The organism is Rubrilithobacter danxiaensis (assembly GCF_047272945.1).
GTDB classification, from domain to species: Bacteria; Bacteroidota; Bacteroidia; order Sphingobacteriales; family Sphingobacteriaceae; genus Rubrolithibacter; species Rubrolithibacter danxiaensis.
This window is the reverse complement of sequence record NZ_JBKOPS010000006.1, coordinates 184,756-202,014: the sequence shown is the minus strand read 5'-3', so window position 1 is coordinate 202,014 and position 17,259 is coordinate 184,756. Positions and strand designations below refer to the sequence as shown.

At 39.9% G+C, this 17,259-nt stretch carries 18 protein-coding genes; 12 read left to right on the top strand and 6 right to left on the bottom strand.

Features of this window, described 5'->3' with window-relative positions; genetic code table 11:
• Position 1 precedes the first annotated feature (1 nt).
• The 3 genes from gldC to ACLCDL_RS09660 are packed head-to-tail and all read right to left on the bottom strand — an operon-like array spanning position 2 to position 1,931.
• A complete protein-coding gene (gene gldC, locus ACLCDL_RS09670; protein ID WP_423148085.1) occupies positions 2 to 337 on the bottom strand; it encodes a gliding motility protein GldC in 336 nt (111 codons plus the stop codon).
• A complete protein-coding gene (locus ACLCDL_RS09665; RefSeq protein ID WP_423148084.1) occupies positions 334 to 594 on the bottom strand; it encodes a hypothetical protein in 261 nt (86 codons plus the stop codon). Before ACLCDL_RS09665 ends, gldC begins: the two co-directional genes overlap by 4 nt.
• Positions 591 to 1,931 carry a DEAD/DEAH box helicase gene (locus ACLCDL_RS09660; RefSeq protein WP_423148083.1) on the bottom strand — a complete coding sequence of 447 codons (1,341 nt, stop codon included), beginning with the start codon at positions 1,929 to 1,931 and terminating at the stop codon, positions 591 to 593. Before ACLCDL_RS09660 ends, ACLCDL_RS09665 begins: the two co-directional genes overlap by 4 nt.
• A 159-nt stretch (positions 1,932 to 2,090) precedes the next feature.
• Here ACLCDL_RS09660 and ACLCDL_RS09655 point away from each other — a divergent pair, with 159 nt between their 5' ends.
• The 12 genes from ACLCDL_RS09655 to ACLCDL_RS09600 all read left to right on the top strand — a co-directional run bounded on the left by ACLCDL_RS09655 (position 2,091) and on the right by ACLCDL_RS09600 (position 14,797).
• On the top strand, positions 2,091 to 3,428 hold the full coding sequence (locus tag ACLCDL_RS09655) for a dihydroorotase (RefSeq protein WP_423148082.1): 1,338 nt from the start codon (positions 2,091 to 2,093) through the stop codon (positions 3,426 to 3,428).
• Positions 3,429 to 3,430: 2 nt separating this feature from the next.
• Positions 3,431 to 4,453 (top strand): glycosylasparaginase, encoded by a 1,023-nt coding sequence (locus ACLCDL_RS09650; protein ID WP_423148081.1) that lies wholly within the window; start codon positions 3,431 to 3,433, stop codon positions 4,451 to 4,453.
• A gap of 29 nt (positions 4,454 to 4,482) precedes the next feature.
• Complete coding sequence (locus tag ACLCDL_RS09645; protein WP_423148080.1) at positions 4,483 to 5,229, top strand: copper homeostasis protein CutC; 747 nt, start codon at positions 4,483 to 4,485, stop codon at positions 5,227 to 5,229.
• Between the two features lie 103 nt (positions 5,230 to 5,332).
• On the top strand, positions 5,333 to 7,057 hold the full coding sequence (locus ACLCDL_RS09640; protein WP_423148079.1) for a GMC oxidoreductase: 1,725 nt from the start codon (positions 5,333 to 5,335) through the stop codon (positions 7,055 to 7,057).
• A 92-nt stretch (positions 7,058 to 7,149) separates the two neighbouring features.
• Complete coding sequence (gene hscA, locus ACLCDL_RS09635; protein ID WP_423148078.1) at positions 7,150 to 9,003, top strand: Fe-S protein assembly chaperone HscA; 1,854 nt, start codon at positions 7,150 to 7,152, stop codon at positions 9,001 to 9,003.
• Positions 9,004 to 9,189: 186 nt separating this feature from the next.
• Positions 9,190 to 9,633 carry a hypothetical protein gene (locus ACLCDL_RS09630; protein ID WP_423148077.1) on the top strand — a complete coding sequence of 148 codons (444 nt, stop codon included), beginning with the start codon at positions 9,190 to 9,192 and terminating at the stop codon, positions 9,631 to 9,633.
• A 157-nt stretch (positions 9,634 to 9,790) separates the two neighbouring features.
• Complete coding sequence (locus ACLCDL_RS09625; RefSeq protein WP_423148076.1) at positions 9,791 to 11,203, top strand: hypothetical protein; 1,413 nt, start codon at positions 9,791 to 9,793, stop codon at positions 11,201 to 11,203.
• Between the two features lie 233 nt (positions 11,204 to 11,436).
• Positions 11,437 to 11,814 carry a type II toxin-antitoxin system RelE/ParE family toxin gene (locus ACLCDL_RS09620; protein WP_423148075.1) on the top strand — a complete coding sequence of 126 codons (378 nt, stop codon included), beginning with the start codon at positions 11,437 to 11,439 and terminating at the stop codon, positions 11,812 to 11,814.
• A complete protein-coding gene (locus ACLCDL_RS09615) occupies positions 11,786 to 12,091 on the top strand; it encodes a helix-turn-helix domain-containing protein (protein ID WP_423148074.1) in 306 nt (101 codons plus the stop codon). Before ACLCDL_RS09620 ends, ACLCDL_RS09615 begins: the two co-directional genes overlap by 29 nt.
• Positions 12,092 to 12,236: 145 nt before the next feature.
• On the top strand, positions 12,237 to 12,809 hold the full coding sequence (locus ACLCDL_RS09610; RefSeq protein ID WP_423148073.1) for a hypothetical protein: 573 nt from the start codon (positions 12,237 to 12,239) through the stop codon (positions 12,807 to 12,809).
• A gap of 580 nt (positions 12,810 to 13,389) precedes the next feature.
• Entirely contained in the window at positions 13,390 to 13,878 is a 489-nt protein-coding gene (locus tag ACLCDL_RS09605) for a class I SAM-dependent methyltransferase (protein ID WP_423148072.1), read from the top strand.
• A gap of 469 nt (positions 13,879 to 14,347) precedes the next feature.
• The gene (locus ACLCDL_RS09600) at positions 14,348 to 14,797 is read left to right on the top strand and encodes an SRPBCC family protein (RefSeq protein WP_423148071.1); all 450 of its coding nucleotides are present in this window, start codon (positions 14,348 to 14,350) and stop codon (positions 14,795 to 14,797) included.
• A 150-nt stretch (positions 14,798 to 14,947) separates the two neighbouring features.
• Here ACLCDL_RS09600 and ACLCDL_RS09595 read toward each other — a convergent pair whose 3' ends face one another.
• The 3 genes from ACLCDL_RS09595 to ACLCDL_RS09585 form a co-directional block, all read right to left on the bottom strand.
• A complete protein-coding gene (locus ACLCDL_RS09595) occupies positions 14,948 to 15,451 on the bottom strand; it encodes a GNAT family N-acetyltransferase (protein WP_423148070.1) in 504 nt (167 codons plus the stop codon).
• Between the two features lie 178 nt (positions 15,452 to 15,629).
• The gene (locus ACLCDL_RS09590) at positions 15,630 to 16,163 is read right to left on the bottom strand and encodes a dihydrofolate reductase family protein (protein WP_423148069.1); all 534 of its coding nucleotides are present in this window, start codon (positions 16,161 to 16,163) and stop codon (positions 15,630 to 15,632) included.
• Between the two features lie 354 nt (positions 16,164 to 16,517).
• On the bottom strand, positions 16,518 to 17,255 hold the full coding sequence (locus ACLCDL_RS09585) for an SDR family oxidoreductase (protein WP_423148068.1): 738 nt from the start codon (positions 17,253 to 17,255) through the stop codon (positions 16,518 to 16,520).
• Between the last annotated feature and the right edge of the window lie 4 nt (positions 17,256 to 17,259).

Genomic DNA, 17,259 nt, shown 5'->3' with positions numbered 1-17,259 from the left:
TTTATTTTCCCTGAGTTATTTCCATCTTTTCGGCAAAGTGAGCGCAATAATCACGCAGATCTTCTACAATATTTGTTTCGCCGGTTGCCCTTAAAAAACTATCACCCATTGTTTGTAAAGTTTCATAAAAAAAACGTTTCATTTCATCTACGGGCATATCTTTAGTCCAGAGATCAATACGAAGAGAATTTTTATAATTATGATCCCAAAGGGCCAGCATCATTGCCTTTACCGGAACTTCTTCTTTATTTTTAGAATCGGTTGATTCCCAGGTTAAGTTTTCCGGAACATTATTATCGTCTAATTCTACGGTTATTTTTATTTCTGCTTTCTTCATTTTTTAAGAGATTGAATGATCATCATGACCAGCACTGCAAAGATGATAAATAGAAGTTCTACAATCCAAATCCGTTTTAATCCTTTCAGTAACGTCCTGAAAATTATATCTGATACGAAACTTATAACAACCAACACAATAAGAGGAATGGTTCCTAAAAGTCGCCAGCCCGAATCATCTTTAAATACTAATAAATAAAAAACAGCTACCAGCAATGCCGAAGACAGTATGTTTAAAGGAGTTAATCTCAATTTCATCGTCCGCCGGGCCTTTTTATTTTTATACTTTTTGTATTACCTGCTTTTTTCCCTTTCTGATTTCCTTTGCCCGGCTTATTGATTACAGTTTTTATATTCTTCTTTTCATGAAAAGCTCCTTTAAATTCAGGATTTTCCTTTCTTTTCTGTGAATCTATTTCCCTTGCAATTTCCTGGCGCTCTTCATACGGGGTTTCTTCAATAAAAACTTCGTTTGGAATTTTAGCGACGGGAATTTGCTGGCGAATAAGTTTTTCTATTTTCCGAATGTAATACTCTTCAGCCGGATTACAGAAAGTAATGGCATCGCCGGTATTAAAGGCCCTCCCGGTTCTCCCGATACGGTGCACATAATCTTCAATAACAATAGGAACATCGAAATTAATAACATGGCTTACATTACTAACATCCAGTCCCCGGGCAGCTACGTCGGTAGCTACCAACAATCTTACTCCGCCTTCCTTAAAGGCATTTACAGAATTTATACGGGTATTCTGCCCTTTATTGGCATGAATAACACGCACCTCCTCAACGCCGTATCTTCTTTCCAAAAAGTGAAAAATATTATCTGCAACACGCTTGGTTTTGCAAAAAACAATCAACCTCCTGAACTCATCATCATTTTTTAACAAATGCTGCAGCAGGTTAAGCTTAGTTTTCAGGTTAGGAACATGATAAAGAACCTGTTCAACCGTTTGGGCGGGCGTTGCTTGCGGAGCCACTTCGACAACGGTAGGAAACTTCAAAAAGTCACCTGCAATTTTGTGTACCAGGTCGCTCATTGTAGCAGAAAAAAGCAGGTTCTGGCGCTTCCTCGGAACAACTTCTAAAATGCGGTGTATAGAACCGATAAAGCCCATATCCATCATCTTATCCGCCTCATCCATCACCAGGAACTGGATCTGCCGGGCAACTACATGACCCGCGAGATAAAGATCAAGAAATCTTCCCGGCGTTGCTACTAGTATATCAATGCCTTTTTCAATCTGAGTTATCTGAGTTTTAGGCCCCAATCCCCCGTAAATAACAAGTGTTCGCAAATCCGTGTACTTTGCAAAAACGCGAATATTTTCCTCGATCTGCATCGCCAGTTCACGGGTGGGAGCTATTATCAAAGCTCTTGGATCTTTCCCCTGTGCGTATTTCAGCTTCATAATCATGGGCAGCACGTAGGCAGCTGTTTTACCTGTACCCGTTTGGGCTATTCCCATTATATCCTGCCCGGCAAGAATGGGGGTAATTGCCTTCTGCTGAATAGGTGTAGGAGTTGTAAATCCGGCATCAGCAACCGCATTCAATATCTGCCTGTTTAACTTAAAATCTTCAAATGAAGCCATGGGTGCAAAGATAAACTTAGTATTTACGATTTACGATTTTTGATTTACGATTGTTTGAGTAGGCTGACTTCTCTCAATAAATAGTACCTTCGTAATCCGATAATATTGATCCGATACTTATCGCATTATTACTAACGAGGTGTAAAATAAATCTAAAACATGTCTTCTATTCTGATAAAAGAAGCAACAATAGTAAACGAAGGAAAACAAATTGAGGGTGATATTTTAATCCAAAATGGGATTATTGAAAAAATTGACACTCATATAAACCAACACGCAGCTACCGAAATTGCGGCCGGGGGAACTCATGTATTTCCGGGATGTATTGATGACCAGGTACATTTCCGCGAACCTGGATTAACGCATAAAGCACGGATTTATACCGAAGCAAAAGCGGCTGTGGCAGGTGGCATAACTTCGTTTATGGAAATGCCTAATACCGTTCCTAATACACTGACGCAGGAATTATTGGAGCAGAAATACGCTATCGCTTCTCAAAACTCACTGGCAAACTATTCTTTCTTCATGGGTGCCTCGAATGATAACCTGGGCGAAGTTTTAAAAACCAATGCGAAGAATGTTTGCGGAATAAAGGTATTTATGGGATCTTCAACCGGAAACATGCTGGTGGATAATGAAAAAACGCTGGAAGGAATTTTTTCTGAAACGCCAATGCTTATTGCCGTTCATTGTGAAGATGAAGCTACTATCCGTGCAAATTTAGAGTGTTACAAATCGAAATACGGAGAGAATATAACACCTGAAATGCATCCGCTTATCAGGAATGTTGAAGCATGTTACAAATCATCCTCTTTTGCCGTTGAACTTGCAAAAAGACACAATTCCCGCCTTCATATCCTGCATATTTCTACAGCAAAGGAAACTGAACTTTTCAGGAATGACCTGCCTTTAGCTGAAAAGAAAATCACTGCCGAAGCTTGTATTCACCATTTATGGTTTTCGGATAAGGATTATGCCGAAAAAGGAAACTGGATTAAATGGAATCCCGCAGTAAAAACAGCCGGAGACAGGGATGCAATTTTCCAGGCAGTTTTAGATGGGCGAATCGATGTTATTGCTACCGATCATGCCCCGCATACTATAGAAGAAAAATCACAACCCTATTTAAAAGCTCCTTCCGGAGGTCCTTTGGTACAGCATGCACTGGTTGCCATGCTCGATTTTTATCACGAGGGAAAAATAACCTTAGAAAAAATCGCGGAAAAAATGGCTCATAATCCTGCCATTTGTTTTAAAATAAAAGAAAGAGGATTTATCCGCGAAGGTTACCATGCTGACCTTGCCCTGGTAAACCTCAATAAAAACTGGACGGTAGATAAAAGCAATATCCTTTCAAAATGCGGATGGAGCCCTTTTGAAGGACATCAGTTTAAATCTTCTGTTACACACACCATTGTTTCGGGAAACCTTGTTTATGAAAACGGATCCTTTTACGAAGATAAGAAAGGATGCCGATTGGAATTTAATCAGAACTAATTATGTATAACCGCAGGAAATTTATAAAAGCATCCGCCATGGGTGCTTCGTTATTAACGCTTAACCGTTCTGCATTTGCAGGAATTATGCCCCAGTTGAAATCAGCAGCAACAAAACCCATTGTTATTTCTACCTGGGATTTTGGAATCCCGGCAAACATTGCAGCCTGGCAAATTTTAAGTAAAGGCGGCAGAGCATTGGATGCCGTGGAAGCAGGTGTAAGGGTTCCGGAAGCGGACCCGAATAATCATACAGTAGGAGGAGCAGGATACCCTGACCGCGATGGCCATGTAACGCTGGATGCCTGTATTATGGACGAATTTGGGAATTGCGGTTCTGTTGCCGCTATGGAATACATCGAACATCCTATTTCGGTAGCCCGTTTAGTAATGGAGAAAACCCCGCACGTGATGCTAGTAGGTGAAGGAGCTACCCAATTTGCAATAGAGAATGGGTTTAAAAAGAAAAAGCTACTTACAAAGGAATCCGAGCAGGCGTGGAAAGAATGGCTTAAAAAAGCAGAATACAAGCCAGTAATCAATATTGAAAATAAACTATTTGCTCCTAATAAGCTTCCCGGAAATCAATACAACCACGATACGATCGGAATGCTGGCACTGGATGAAAAAGGAAACCTTTCCGGTGCCTGCACAACCAGCGGGATGGCCTTTAAAATGCATGGAAGAGTGGGCGACAGTCCGATAATTGGCGCAGGACTTTACGTAGACAATGAAGTGGGAGGAGCAACTTCAACGGGCGTAGGCGAAGAAGTAATCCGCAATGTAGGCAGTTTCCTGGTTGTTGAACTGATGCGCCAGGGTTATTCGCCGGAAGACGCATGCAAAGAAGCAGTAAACCGCATCATCAAAAAGAAACCCGAAAAAGCCAAAGAGATTCAGGTAGGATTTCTTGCCCTGAATAAAAAAGGAGAATACGGAGCTTACGCGATACAGCAGGGTTTTAGCTTTGCCGTTTGCAATACCGATAAACAGGACCTGCTGATAAAAGGAAAAAGCTTTTATTAAGATTAGTTTAAACACACAAATAGTTATTAATGAGATCCCTCGAAATTTGTGCTAATTCTGTTGCTTCTGCCCTGGCCGCCCAGAATGGAGGCGCAATACGTATTGAATTTTGTGATAATTTAAAAGAAGGAGGCACCACTCCTTCTTACGGACAGATTACAGTTGCCCGTCAGCTTCTTCATATTAAACTGTATGTTATCATTCGTCCCCGGGGGGGAGATTTTCTATACTCTGACCTGGAATTTGAGATAATGAAACAGGATATCGAGCTGTGTAAGCAAGCAGGGGCAGACGGAGTTGTTTTCGGGATTTTAAATGCAGATGGAACTGTGGATAAAAAACGATGCAAAGAACTTCTTGAACTTGCTAAGCCGCTGGCTGCAACTTTCCATCGTGCTTTTGATATGTGTTCTGACCCGTTTACGGCCTTGGAGGAAATTATCGAAATGAGATTTGAGCGAATCCTTACTTCCGGCGGAGAAACAACTGCAATTGAAGGGATTGATCAGATTGAAAAACTTGTTAAGCAGGCAAACGGAAGGATCAGCATAATGCCGGGCAGCGGAGTTAACGAAAACAATATCCTTAAAATCGCGAAACAAACACGGGCGAATGAATTTCATACAACTGCCAAAAGCCGGATCGGAAGTAACATGACTTTCCAAAACAGCAATGCGGCTATGAGCCCTAATTCTGACGAGTTTTTGATAGAACAAACCGATGAGAAAACGGTAAAAAAACTCGTATCACTTTTAGAAACAGCTTCTTCATCCTGATCTGTAAACAAAATATTACCTGAAACTTTCTAAAGCAATTCATTTATCTCTCTATCTTAAGATCCTTTTAATAAACTAACCAAAAAGCTTCTTAAATAAGATAATGAACGATTCGGTAAACATCAATTCCGGCGGAATTGAGAAAAATACGTTTGATGCTATTGTAATAGGTTCGGGAATAAGCGGTGGCTGGGCTGCTAAAGAACTATGCGATAAGGGATTAAAAACCTTAGTCCTTGAAAGAGGAAGAGACGTTGTTCATCTGAAAGATTACCCTACCGCCACAAAAAACCCATGGGATTTTCCTCATCACGGCCGAAATACTTTGGCAGTTGAAAAAGAAAACCCGATTGCAACACGATGCTATGCCTTTAGTGAGGCTTCGCAGCATTTTTTTGTAAAAGATAAAGAACACCCGTACATACAGGAAAAGCCTTTCGACTGGATACGTGGTTACCAGGTTGGAGGAAAGTCACTACTGTGGGCCCGGGCGGTACAACGCTGGAGCAAATACGATTTTGAAGGCCCTGCCCGCGACGGTTTTGCCGTTGAATGGCCCATAGGTTATGAAGATCTCGCTCCCTGGTACAGCCATGTGGAGCGCTTTGCCGGAGTAAGCGGAAATAAAGACGGCCTGGATACCTTGCCTGATGGCGAGTTTTTGCCGCCATGGGAAATGAACTGTGTAGAAAAAGACATCCGTGAAAAAATACTTGCCAATTATAAAGACCGCAATGTAATTATCGGCCGTTGCGCACACCTGACAAAACCGAAAGAAATACATTTGCAGCAGGGCCGAGGCCGGTGCCAGGCCCGCAGTTTGTGCGAACGGGGCTGCCCTTTCGGTGGCTATTTCAGCTCCAACTCCTCCACCCTGCCATGGGCTGCTAAAACAGGGAATCTTACTTTACGCCCTCATTCAGTAGTAGATTCAATTATTTATGACGAAAAGAAAGGGAAAGCCGTCGGCGTTCGTATCATAGATTCTGAAAGCAAAAAAGCTATTGAATATTTTGCAAAAATCATCTTTGTAAATGCAGCAGCGCTGAATACCAATCTTATTTTACTTAATTCTACATCCAGCAGGTTCCCAAATGGTATTGGGAATGATAACGGATTGCTCGGAAAGTATATTTGCTTTCATAATTACCGTGGCACACTTTCCGCCTCGGTAGATGGTTACCAGGACAAATACCATTACGGCCGCCGCCCAACTGCAGTAATGTTGCCTAACTTCCGCAATGTTCACAAACAAGAAACTGATTTTTTAAGGGGATATATGACCTTTTATTCGGCCAGCAGAGCCGGCTGGGGGCATACCGACGAGGGCCCGCAGATTGGGGGAGAATACAAAGACGCTATTTCAGAACCGGGAGGATGGGGCGTTTTTATGATGATGCAGGGCGAAACAATTCCAAAAGAATCAAATCATGTCCGCCTCAGCAAAGACCATAAAGATGACTGGGGAATTCCTCAACTAATAACTTCGGTTGGCTACGACGATAATGATGAAAAAATATTGAAGGATTTTTTGCAACAAGGTGCAGAAATGCTTGAAAAAGCCGGATGCAAAAATATCAGCTCTTCCGACTCCAAACAATCGCCCGGACTGGATATTCATGAAATGGGGGGTGTAAGAATGGGAAAAGACCCAAAAACTTCTTTACTCAACAACTGGAACCAGCTTCACTCCTGTCCCAATGTTTTTGTTACCGACGGCTCTTGTATGACAAGTACCGGCACACAAAACCCTTCGCTTACGTTTATGGCCCTTACAGCAAGGGCAGCCAATCACGCGGTTGAAGAACTAAAGAAAGGAAATTTATAATGCCCAAAGCAGCGGGCAAATGTATCCTACAATATAATGACACTGTATCTTTAAAAACTTAGCTACATTTGCCGCTGTTTAAAGATTCAGTAATGGCAAAAATTTCCATCAATATTGCAACGGGCTCCATACAGAAAGAAGATATTATTGTAGGAATTGACCTGGGCACCACCAACAGCCTGGTAGCATTTATTAATCCTGAAGGAAATGCGCAGGTAATTAATGATGCGGGCAAAGGCGTATTGGTACCTTCGGTTGTCCATTTTCAGGCCGACGGCAGCATTGTTGTAGGAAACGAAGCCAAAGAATATCTGGTAACAGATCCGCAGAATACCATATTTTCAGTAAAACGCCTGTTAGGGCGTTCCTATCACGACATTGAAAACTACAAAGATTTCTTTTCTTATAAGGTAATTGACGATAACTCAGAAAGCCTTGTAAAAATAAATGTTGGCAACAACTTTTATACGCCTATCGATCTGTCGTCACTTATTTTAAAGGAGCTGAAAGCACGAGCGGAGCACAGCCTGAAAACACCAGTAAACCGTGCCGTTATTACAGTTCCTGCTTATTTCAACGATTCGCAGCGGCAAGCTACACGGGATGCGGGAAAACTTGCCGGTCTCGATGTGCTACGCATTGTAAATGAGCCAACCGCCGCCAGTCTTGCTTACGGCATCGGACTGAACCCTGAGGAGGAAAAAACCATTGCCGTGTACGATCTGGGGGGAGGCACCTTCGACGTTTCTATTCTAAGAATTCAGAACGGGATTTTTGAAGTCCTATCTACTCATGGAAATACATTTTTAGGCGGCGACGATTTTGACCGTGCTATATTTAATTACTGGATAGAACAAAACAAGCTCAGTGCCACAGATATTGCGGCTAACAAAGAGCTTTCGCAAGCGCTGCGACTCAAAGCTGAAGAAGCCAAAAAAGCCTTAACCAACCAGAATATTTTTAACAGTGCTGTGGGTGATATTCCATGCGCTATTACCCGTGGAACTTTTGAAGAACTGATCCGCCCGAAAGTAGAAGAAACCATCAATAGCTGCAGGAACGCGTTGAAGGATGCCGAACTTTCCGTAACCGATATAGATGAAATCATTATGGTTGGTGGTTCTACCCGCACACCCTCGGTTAAACAACAGGTAGCCGCATTTTTTGAAAAAGAGGTGCATGATAAAATCGACCCCGACCAGGTTGTTGCATTGGGAGCAGCCATCCAGGCAGATATTTTAGCAGGAAACCGGAAAGATATCCTTTTGCTGGATGTAACCCCCCTTTCGCTTGGCATAGAAACTATGGGCGGCTTAATGGATGTAATCATTCCGCGAAACGCGAAAGTGCCCACCAAAGCAGGCCGGCAATATACAACCTCTGTTGACGGTCAGGTGAACATCAAGATTTCTGTTTACCAGGGCGAACGTGACCTGGTGAAAGAAAACCGAAAGTTAGCGGAATTTGACCTCAAAGGGATTCCGGCAATGCCTGCGGGCTTACCAAAAGTAGACATTAATTTCCTTTTAAATGCTGATGGCATCCTCACGGTACAGGCAATTGAATTGCGCTCGGGCGTAAAGCAGGAAGTGGAAGTAAAACCCACCTACGGAATAACCGATGCGGAAGTTGAAAAAATGCTGCTCGATTCCATTACCCATGCGCAGGAGGATGTGAGCCAGCGGATGCTGATTGAAGCCCGGACAGAAGGAGAACAAATGGTTTACACTGCCGAACGTTTCCTCGAGAAAAACAAAGACTACGTGTCTGCCGAAGAAATTTCCCAAACCACCGGGTATATAAACGCATTAAAAGAGGCTCTCACTTCCGGTGATAAAGACCGCATCCTGAAAAAGATTGATGAACTGAACGAATTTACCCGCCCCTTTGCCGAACGCTTAATGGACCAGGCTATCGGGCAAGCTATGAAGGGGAAAACGTTGTAAGCCTTTCTTCTGGTTAATATTCCAGTCACAGCCTTTTCATTTGCAATTACATAGATAAATTATTAACTACGTTTTAATTTATTTCCGTCTTTTCTGGTCTATTATTTCACCAACATCAGATATATTGGAAATATACGCAAGTGTGCGTAAAGCCACTTGTTATGCCTAATTAAACCGACCAATACTATGGCCAACAAAATAGAACTAAAAAACATTAACCGACAAGCTAAAATCCTAAAGTATTGCGGAATTATCCTAATTGCTATATCGGTAATAAAGATTGTTTTTATAAATCAATTTAATTTCAGAGGACTTGGAGAATTTATCGACAGTATTATTTGGTTATTAGGCGGTTCATTCGCCTTGTATCTTGCAACATCGCAAAAGATGAAGGGTAGACAGAACCAATTTATCGAATGGGATGACGAAACAGTAACTTATAAACTGGCTGAACAAGAATCGACCCAAGTGATTGAAATAGGCCTGATTGAAAATGTATTGATATCAATTGATAAAATTAGCTTGACCATGAGAGACGACTCCATTTATATTTTAGATATCAGCGACTTCAAAGATTATGAACAACGAAAAGAAATTAAATCGAAGTTTGAAAATATAAAAATTAACTAGGCATAACAACAGGTTTAAAAAATTGCGGGCGAAGTGCTTTATGTCCTATCATCTTATTTATTTAGTTTTCTCCTTGCGGACATTGTAGTGCAGGTAATTCCGCAAATTCTTAAACCTGCCAAACGTTAGCACCAATTGTAAAACGACACTGTAACCAATGACAGTAATCATAATCATAGCAGTAGTTGGACTACTAATTTACTTCGGAACAAGAAAAAAATCCGAGAAGACTTTTATTGACAACGGACAGGGTTCTCAAACATCAAAACCAAGCAGCCAGACAAATTCTACTCGACAAAAATTTCAATCTAAAATATCAGACTTGCCGTTTTCCGACAGAATTGACGCAATAGTTTGGCATATTAAAGCCATTGACAAAGAACTTGCAAGTGGCGACTTAGAACTTGCAAATCTTTCATACGCAAAACTTATTGAAAGTATCAGACAACAAAACGTTACAGAAAACGGAACTTTTGAAGACCATTTGCAGACAATCAGAAAAGAGTATGACGAGTTTAGAACATATTACGGACTTGAATATCCACAACAGTTTTTACCGCCTTCTGAACGCAAAAAGAAGGAACCCGCCCAAACTTCTACAAGCCAAGACAACACTCTCGTTTTCCTTGAAACATTGAATTTTGAAGAACTTCCAAAATCAGTGATTAAACACATTGACATTGTTAGAACAATATCTCAATGGAATGAATTGGGATTAAAGCCAAAAAAAGACCAATACGGAAGATGGAACGATATTAAGCGACAAGAACGCTACTTTGAGTTTGTTGGTGCTTCCGCCACCAACCCAAGACACAAACTTTCATTAGAAACTGGTAAAAGAATAACGACAAAACCATACTTCATAAAAGCTCTCGTTGAACAAGGAATTCCTCTCGAAGATTTTGTGGATAGTGGCGATGATTTAAAGCACTTTATTATAGCAGATAACTTATTTGTAGAAAAAAATTATGAAGAAGCATTGAAAGAAATTGAATTAGCAATTTCAATTAGAGCAACTTCTGACTATAAAGAGTTTAAAAAAGATATTCAAGTTAAATTAGGCAACGAAGATATTGTTGACCAACAATTTAAGAAACACGAATTTGACATTGATAGTCCAATTCATACTGGAGAAATTTTTGACTGGTTCAAGGCATTATTAAAAAATAAAAAAATTGATAAGGTTATAAGTTACATTCAAAAAACTAACGACACACTTGACAAATTATCGAAAGGGGAGATAAAACCTAGAATATACGGGCAACAGTCTGGCGACTGGTATTCATATAAAAAAGAAGACTTTAATAAAAACCTTTTTAGAATTTTTGACTTTAATGTTTTGCAATTAGAGCAAACAGATGAAACATTAAAAATGCTTAACCTTTTTATCAAACTATATATTGGTAAAGAAATTAAGCCAATAGAAAGCATTGCAGACATTTATGTTCAGTGGCAACTTAAAGACAAAGCACTCGAACTTTACAAACTTTGTTTAGATAAACTTGCAGGCGAAGAAAAACCAAGAGTTAAAGCAAGACTTACGAAAAAAATTGACGAACTAACAACCTGAAAATGAAAACAACTGGTGCTAACAGCGATTTGGCAAAAGTGGCGGTTCAGTGCTCCGCAGACACATTTTTGGTTAATCAAACATTGGTTCTCCGCATCAACATTTGTGGTGAAAATCGCCACCTTGGCCAAGCCGCAAAACGTTACAGGCAACCCTAACGAACCTGACATTACGCCTATCTGAAAAACAAAATAAGACTTGCATTTTGTTGACTTTTAAGTTAACTTCGTTGTGTGAAATTCGTAGACAGAAAAATCCTATTTCATGGGTCTCATTTTACAGACTTTTATCTTGCGCAGTCTGAAAAGGTTCAAGAAAAGATTGAGTATGTTCTTCGTATTGTCCGTCAGGTAGAACGTATCTCCAAAAAGTTTTTTGACCACATGGAAGGGACAGACGGGCTGTATGAAATCAGGATTGAGGTAGAATCGAATATTTTCAGAATTTTCTGCTGCTTTGACGATGGAAATATTGTTATTCTGTTTAATGGCTTTCAGAAAAAGACTCAAAAGACTCCGAGAGCGGAAATTGAAAAGGCTCTGCGATTGAAACAAGAATACTTTGACTTAAAAAACAAGAGCAATGAAAAAGGAAGAAATAAGAAAAGCTAAGTCGTTTGACGAGCTGCTTGACATCAAGTACGGAAAGGTAGGAACTCCTGTGCGAGATGAATATGAGGTTAAAGCGAATTATTTTGTAATCTGCGAAATGCTGAAGGAAGCGAGGAAAGAAGCAAATATAACTCAAGAACAGCTTGCAGAAAAAATAGGCACAAAAAAGAGCTACATCTCAAGACTTGAAAACGGAAAAGCTGACATTCAATTGTCGACTTTGTTTAAAATATTTGAAACAGGACTCGGAAGAGAAATACGGCTTACAATCTTATAAAGAAAGGCAGCCAGTAACATCCCCCGGCGACGTGAATCCCGTTCATTTCTGCTTTTTACTTACTTTAGTACTGGAAAAAGTGAAGTGCTCTTAATCGAGCACAACTTAAACCCTTAAAAGTTACGGGTAATTTTAGGACGACAAAGTGAACAGACACCAATATAAAGAACTTACAGTTGAAGTACTCGACGAGCCAACCTACAAATTGGGTTCGGCCGACAACAATTTCAATTATTCAATGACCTACTTTGGTGATAATGCAGAACAATATCCTACATCTAAACATGGAATAAAAATTTATTGTGACAACCAAATTATTGGTAGTTGCATTGTTGTCGGCTCAGGTGGTGCAACAGCTGTTAACAAAAACTCTTCGCTTGTTGACAATGACCGATTAATAATTTGTTGCTGCGACACAGTATTTAGCTTGACACTTCCTGACCTTGAATTAAAATGGAAAATTCAAGCTGACCAAGCAACTTGCTTTCAAATTTTCAAACAGAAAGACAACTACATTGTACACGGTGAACTCCGGGTAACAAAACTTGACAAAGACGGAAATAAAAAATGGGAATTTGGAGGTGCTGACATTTTTGTTTCAATAAACAATGAAGAAGAATTTAAAATTGAAAGTGATGGAATTTTATTAACGGACTTTGCAAAGGCAAAATATAAAATAGACTTTAACGGAAAGCTATTCTGGGACACGTATAAGTAGACAGAAAAAACTACAGTAACAGCACCTTGCCAAAAGCGGGACGGACGTGAGAAGAAAAACAGCGAATAACAACAAATTGCAATTGGCGGGGTTGCGTACTTCGCAGACATATTTGTGGGTATAGAATGTTCTTTTCTAAATGAAGTTTGTGCTAAAATTCCGCCTCTCGGTAGCTGCAAAAACGTTATACGAAACGCCTAAAACCAACGTCACAACCTAGAGCTGCCAAATAGAAATATGGGGCAATTCATTGATCCTGCGGCTTGCGTTATATCATCCTGCATTCACTCCTTTTCATTCTTATCTTTAGCTCATATTCCGGGATCGGAATTCTTCACCGCCACCTGCTTAAACTGCCAGCTTCTGTTATCCTGAGAGAAGTATAAGAGATTTGTACCTGATAGTTTAACTTCCTGGTTTTATTGCAATCTATCTGGTAATAATTTTACTTTGTGCCGGGGATAAAAGTAAAAGAGCAAATTTCAAGTGAGTAACTTTTCCAACACCTATTTGCACCCAATTGAAAAAGCGAGTGCTTTAGACAGCCGACTTCGACTATTTCTAAAAATCCGAGAAAATTTTGAGAAAATATATTTATTCGTGTATAACTGTTCTTGATTTAGGTTGCGGAACAGGCTATTTTACATTAGAAATTGCAAATTTGCTTAAAAACAATGGAAAGGTTATTGCCTCTGATGTGCAAAAAGAAATGCTTGAACCCTTAAAGCAAAAATTACTAAATAACGTACTGCAGAGACTAATTGAAATTCACAATAATCAAGAAAACTCCATCGGCCTGACAGAAAAAGTTGATTTTATCCTTGCTTTTTATTCCCTTCACGAAATGAGATATATTGACAGCATCATCCGAGACCTGTCAAGAATCGCAAAACCTGAAACAATGATTTTTATTTCCGAACAAAAATTTCACGTCTCAAAAAATACGTTTCGACAAATAATTGAAAAAATGGGAAATAACGGATTTGAAATTTGTGACCAGCCGGTAATATTTTTTAGCCGAACGGTAATAATGAAAATGAAACAATTAACAAAGAGTACGAACACCTAATACGTGTTATAGTGCATCGGGAATTTGGGGTACACTGATAGAAAATCGCCTCGTAATCCCTAACGCCCATAGCCGGTGCAAGTATAATGTTGCTGGTTCGAGCTTGTAGCCGAAACCTTTTTATTTATTCAGATTATCTTGCTGTCTGCTTTAATGCTACATGAGCAGAAAATATAGTTCTATTTCTGACAGCAGCCAATAAACCGATAGAGCATTTTAATGAGTAAGACTCATAAAATCAGTATATAAATTGAAAAAATACTATAACGAGCAACATGAATTACGGCCAAGAAAAAAGCCGCAAAACAGCCTCTAATTTGTCGCATGCGGAACCTACGCCCTATTGTTTTTACTATCATCTTTGTAATGTAAATTCGTAGAAACCAACGAACAGACAGTGGAGCAGCTACCACCCAAAACGGGCGAACCGAAAAGCCAGACGAGTAGGAACCAATTAAAAAGATTTTTTATGGCAGACAACAAAGTTTCATTACACAGAGTAATTAAAGCATCTCCTGAAAAAGTTTTCAGGGCATTTACCGAAGCCCTTGCAATTGCCTCCTGGTTGCCTCCTTATGGTTTTCTTTGTACCGTGCATAAAATGGATGTGCAGGTTGGCGGCAGCTTCAGAATGTCGTTTCACAATTTCAGCACGGGTAACGGCCACTCCTTCGGCGGCGAATATGTTGAGATCAAACCGAATGAGTTTTTAAAATACACCGACAAATTTGACGACCCGAACCTGCCTGGCGTGATGAACACCTCCATATGGCTTCAAAAAACGTCTGTGGGAACCGAGTTAAAAGTATTGCAGGAAGGAATACCTGATGTTATACCGGTAGAAATGTGTTACCTGGGATGGCAGGAATCGCTGGAAAAGCTGATCAGGCTGGTAGAACCTGAAATACCGGACGCATGATATAACGCGGGCACACGTTATAGGGCGTGTGCCTTTATTTAGCTTTATTGCTGTTCAATTTTTCGTTACGTCCTAAGATTAATAAAATGTAAATCTTGCATGGTACTTCACATGCAATTGATTGAAGCCTTGTTCGTGTTGACATTCATCTCATCCGGTGTCAATTCGATTGCTATCGATCTTTTCTATCAGTTCTTTTTTCATTACTACAATGTCCTTTGCACCCAAAACAAGGCGCTCCAATTGTTGCCATTCAAGCTGCTTGTATAAGCTTTCGGCAGTATGAGTAAATAAATAGATTTCACTCAGTCCCAGTACTTTTGCATGATCCTGAATATAATTACAGATTAATGCTCCAAAGCCTTTTTTTCTGAAGTCGGGTTTTGTATAAACCAAAGCCAACCAATTTTTATAAATTTTAAGCCTTGGCTCTCTGTCTAAAAGGCCAACGTTATTATAAAGTCCGCCTGTTGCAATTGGGTTACCCTCAACAGTTAACAGTACCTGAAACTCAGAGTTGTCCACAGAAAGGTTTTTTATTTTTTCTATTGTTGTCTGAACAGGAATTTTCCATTCATTTAAATACCATTCTGCGATGAGTTCCATGTTTTCATCGTCCTCAGGGGTGATTATTTGAAATTTTATTCCTGTCATATATAAAGTTATCGTGGTTTTGGATTTCTATTATGCTTACCCTAACTGCCTTCTGGTCAGAAGTACCTGGCCGGATAGAAGAATTCACTGTCCGTTGTTGGCAATTTAGCAGAGGCTAAAGTACCCCATTTAATGATCCAATCCGCATTATGCTTTTATATGGTTATCGGTTCGTTGTTTATCTTTTCCGTTTGTAATGTAGCTGAGTTAATCCGGTCTCAAATGTTTTTGCGCTTACAAATTCGAGTAACTGTTCCGGCCGGCCGTCTTTAAATAGCCTTGTTCCGTCACCTAACAATACGGGAATCACGGAAATAATAAATTCATCTACCAGATCATCTTTTAAAAGTTCGTTTATTATTTCTGCTCCTCCGTCACAATAAATGTTTTTTCCGTTTTCGTTTTTCAATTTATGCACTAATTCCGCGAGATCTCCACTGTAAAACTTTACTCTACCCGCATCAGGTCTTTCGGTCCTTGTTATTACATATACGTCTCTTTCCCCATTATTATAATGAGACGAGCCGATTTCATTCAACACATAATCATAGGTTTTTCTACCGATAATCAGGGTGTCTATGGTATTCGTAAATTCCGCATAACCATAATCTTCGCCTTCTTTTTCTACTAATTTCAGAAAATTAAGGTCATCACCGGGTTTTGCAATGTACCCGTCGAGACTTGCGGCAATGAAAAGTGATAATTTTCGCATTCGTTTTTTTATTTTAAATCTTCAAAATTAGTTTCTTCCCATAACTAATACTTGGGGAAAAATGACAACTTTAAAATCCTCAGGGTGAACATCTGTATTTCGCTTGATTTCGTTGAAACTGCCTCGTGACTTTAACGTAAATATAGAAGTCGGTTTAAGACAGCTACCAGCAAATTACAAAAGATGTATTAAGGTAGCAATCACGGGACAGGGGTGCGACAGAGGGGAGCATACTTTCTATGAAAGGTCATAGCGAGACGCTACGACCAGTATTGGTGTTGAATTGTAGCACTTAGCCCGCCATTACGCAAACCGATGTTATCAGGACTTTTGCCAATTCATTGTCAATCCTTGCTACCAAGCAATTTCGCCTGCTTGGGGATTGATTTCTTCGCTGATAAATTTTCCTGTTACTCCGTCTTTGTCCAACAAAGCATATTTCACAATTCGTTTCCCTGCTTCTTCAACTTCGCCACCATTGTAACCTGTAAAATCGGTTTTCGTATAACCTGGACAAACTGCATTTACTTTGAACGCTGTGTCCCGAAGTTCATAAGCCAAATGAACGGTAAGCATATTCAAAGCTGCTTTTGATGAAGCGTAAACTGCATATTTTGCAAAGTTGTAACCAAACCAATTCGGATCACTTTGCAGTGTAAGTGAACCAACGCTTGTGCTTACGTTCACAATTCTTGGTTCAGCCGAATTTTTAAGCAAATCAATAAATTCACGTGTTACTCTTGCAACACCAAAAACGTTAATGTCAAATGTTGCCAAAAATTGCTTTGAATTTGCTTCTAATGCGGTGTAAGGTGCACCGCCATTGATACCTGCGTTGTTTATCAAAACGTCCAAACTGTCTATCTTTTTGCCGATTTCTGTTCGGGCATTTTTTACCGAATTTTCATCGGTTACGTCAAGTTGAATGGCTTCAACATTTGTTAATCTTTGTGTTTTTAATTTTTCAACGGCTTGTAAACCGTTTTCTAAATTTCGGCTTCCGATGTAAACATGAAATCCTTTTTGCAAAAGTTGTTTTGCGGTCTCAAAGCCTATGCCTTTGTTTGCTCCTGTGATAAGTGCTAACTTCATTTTT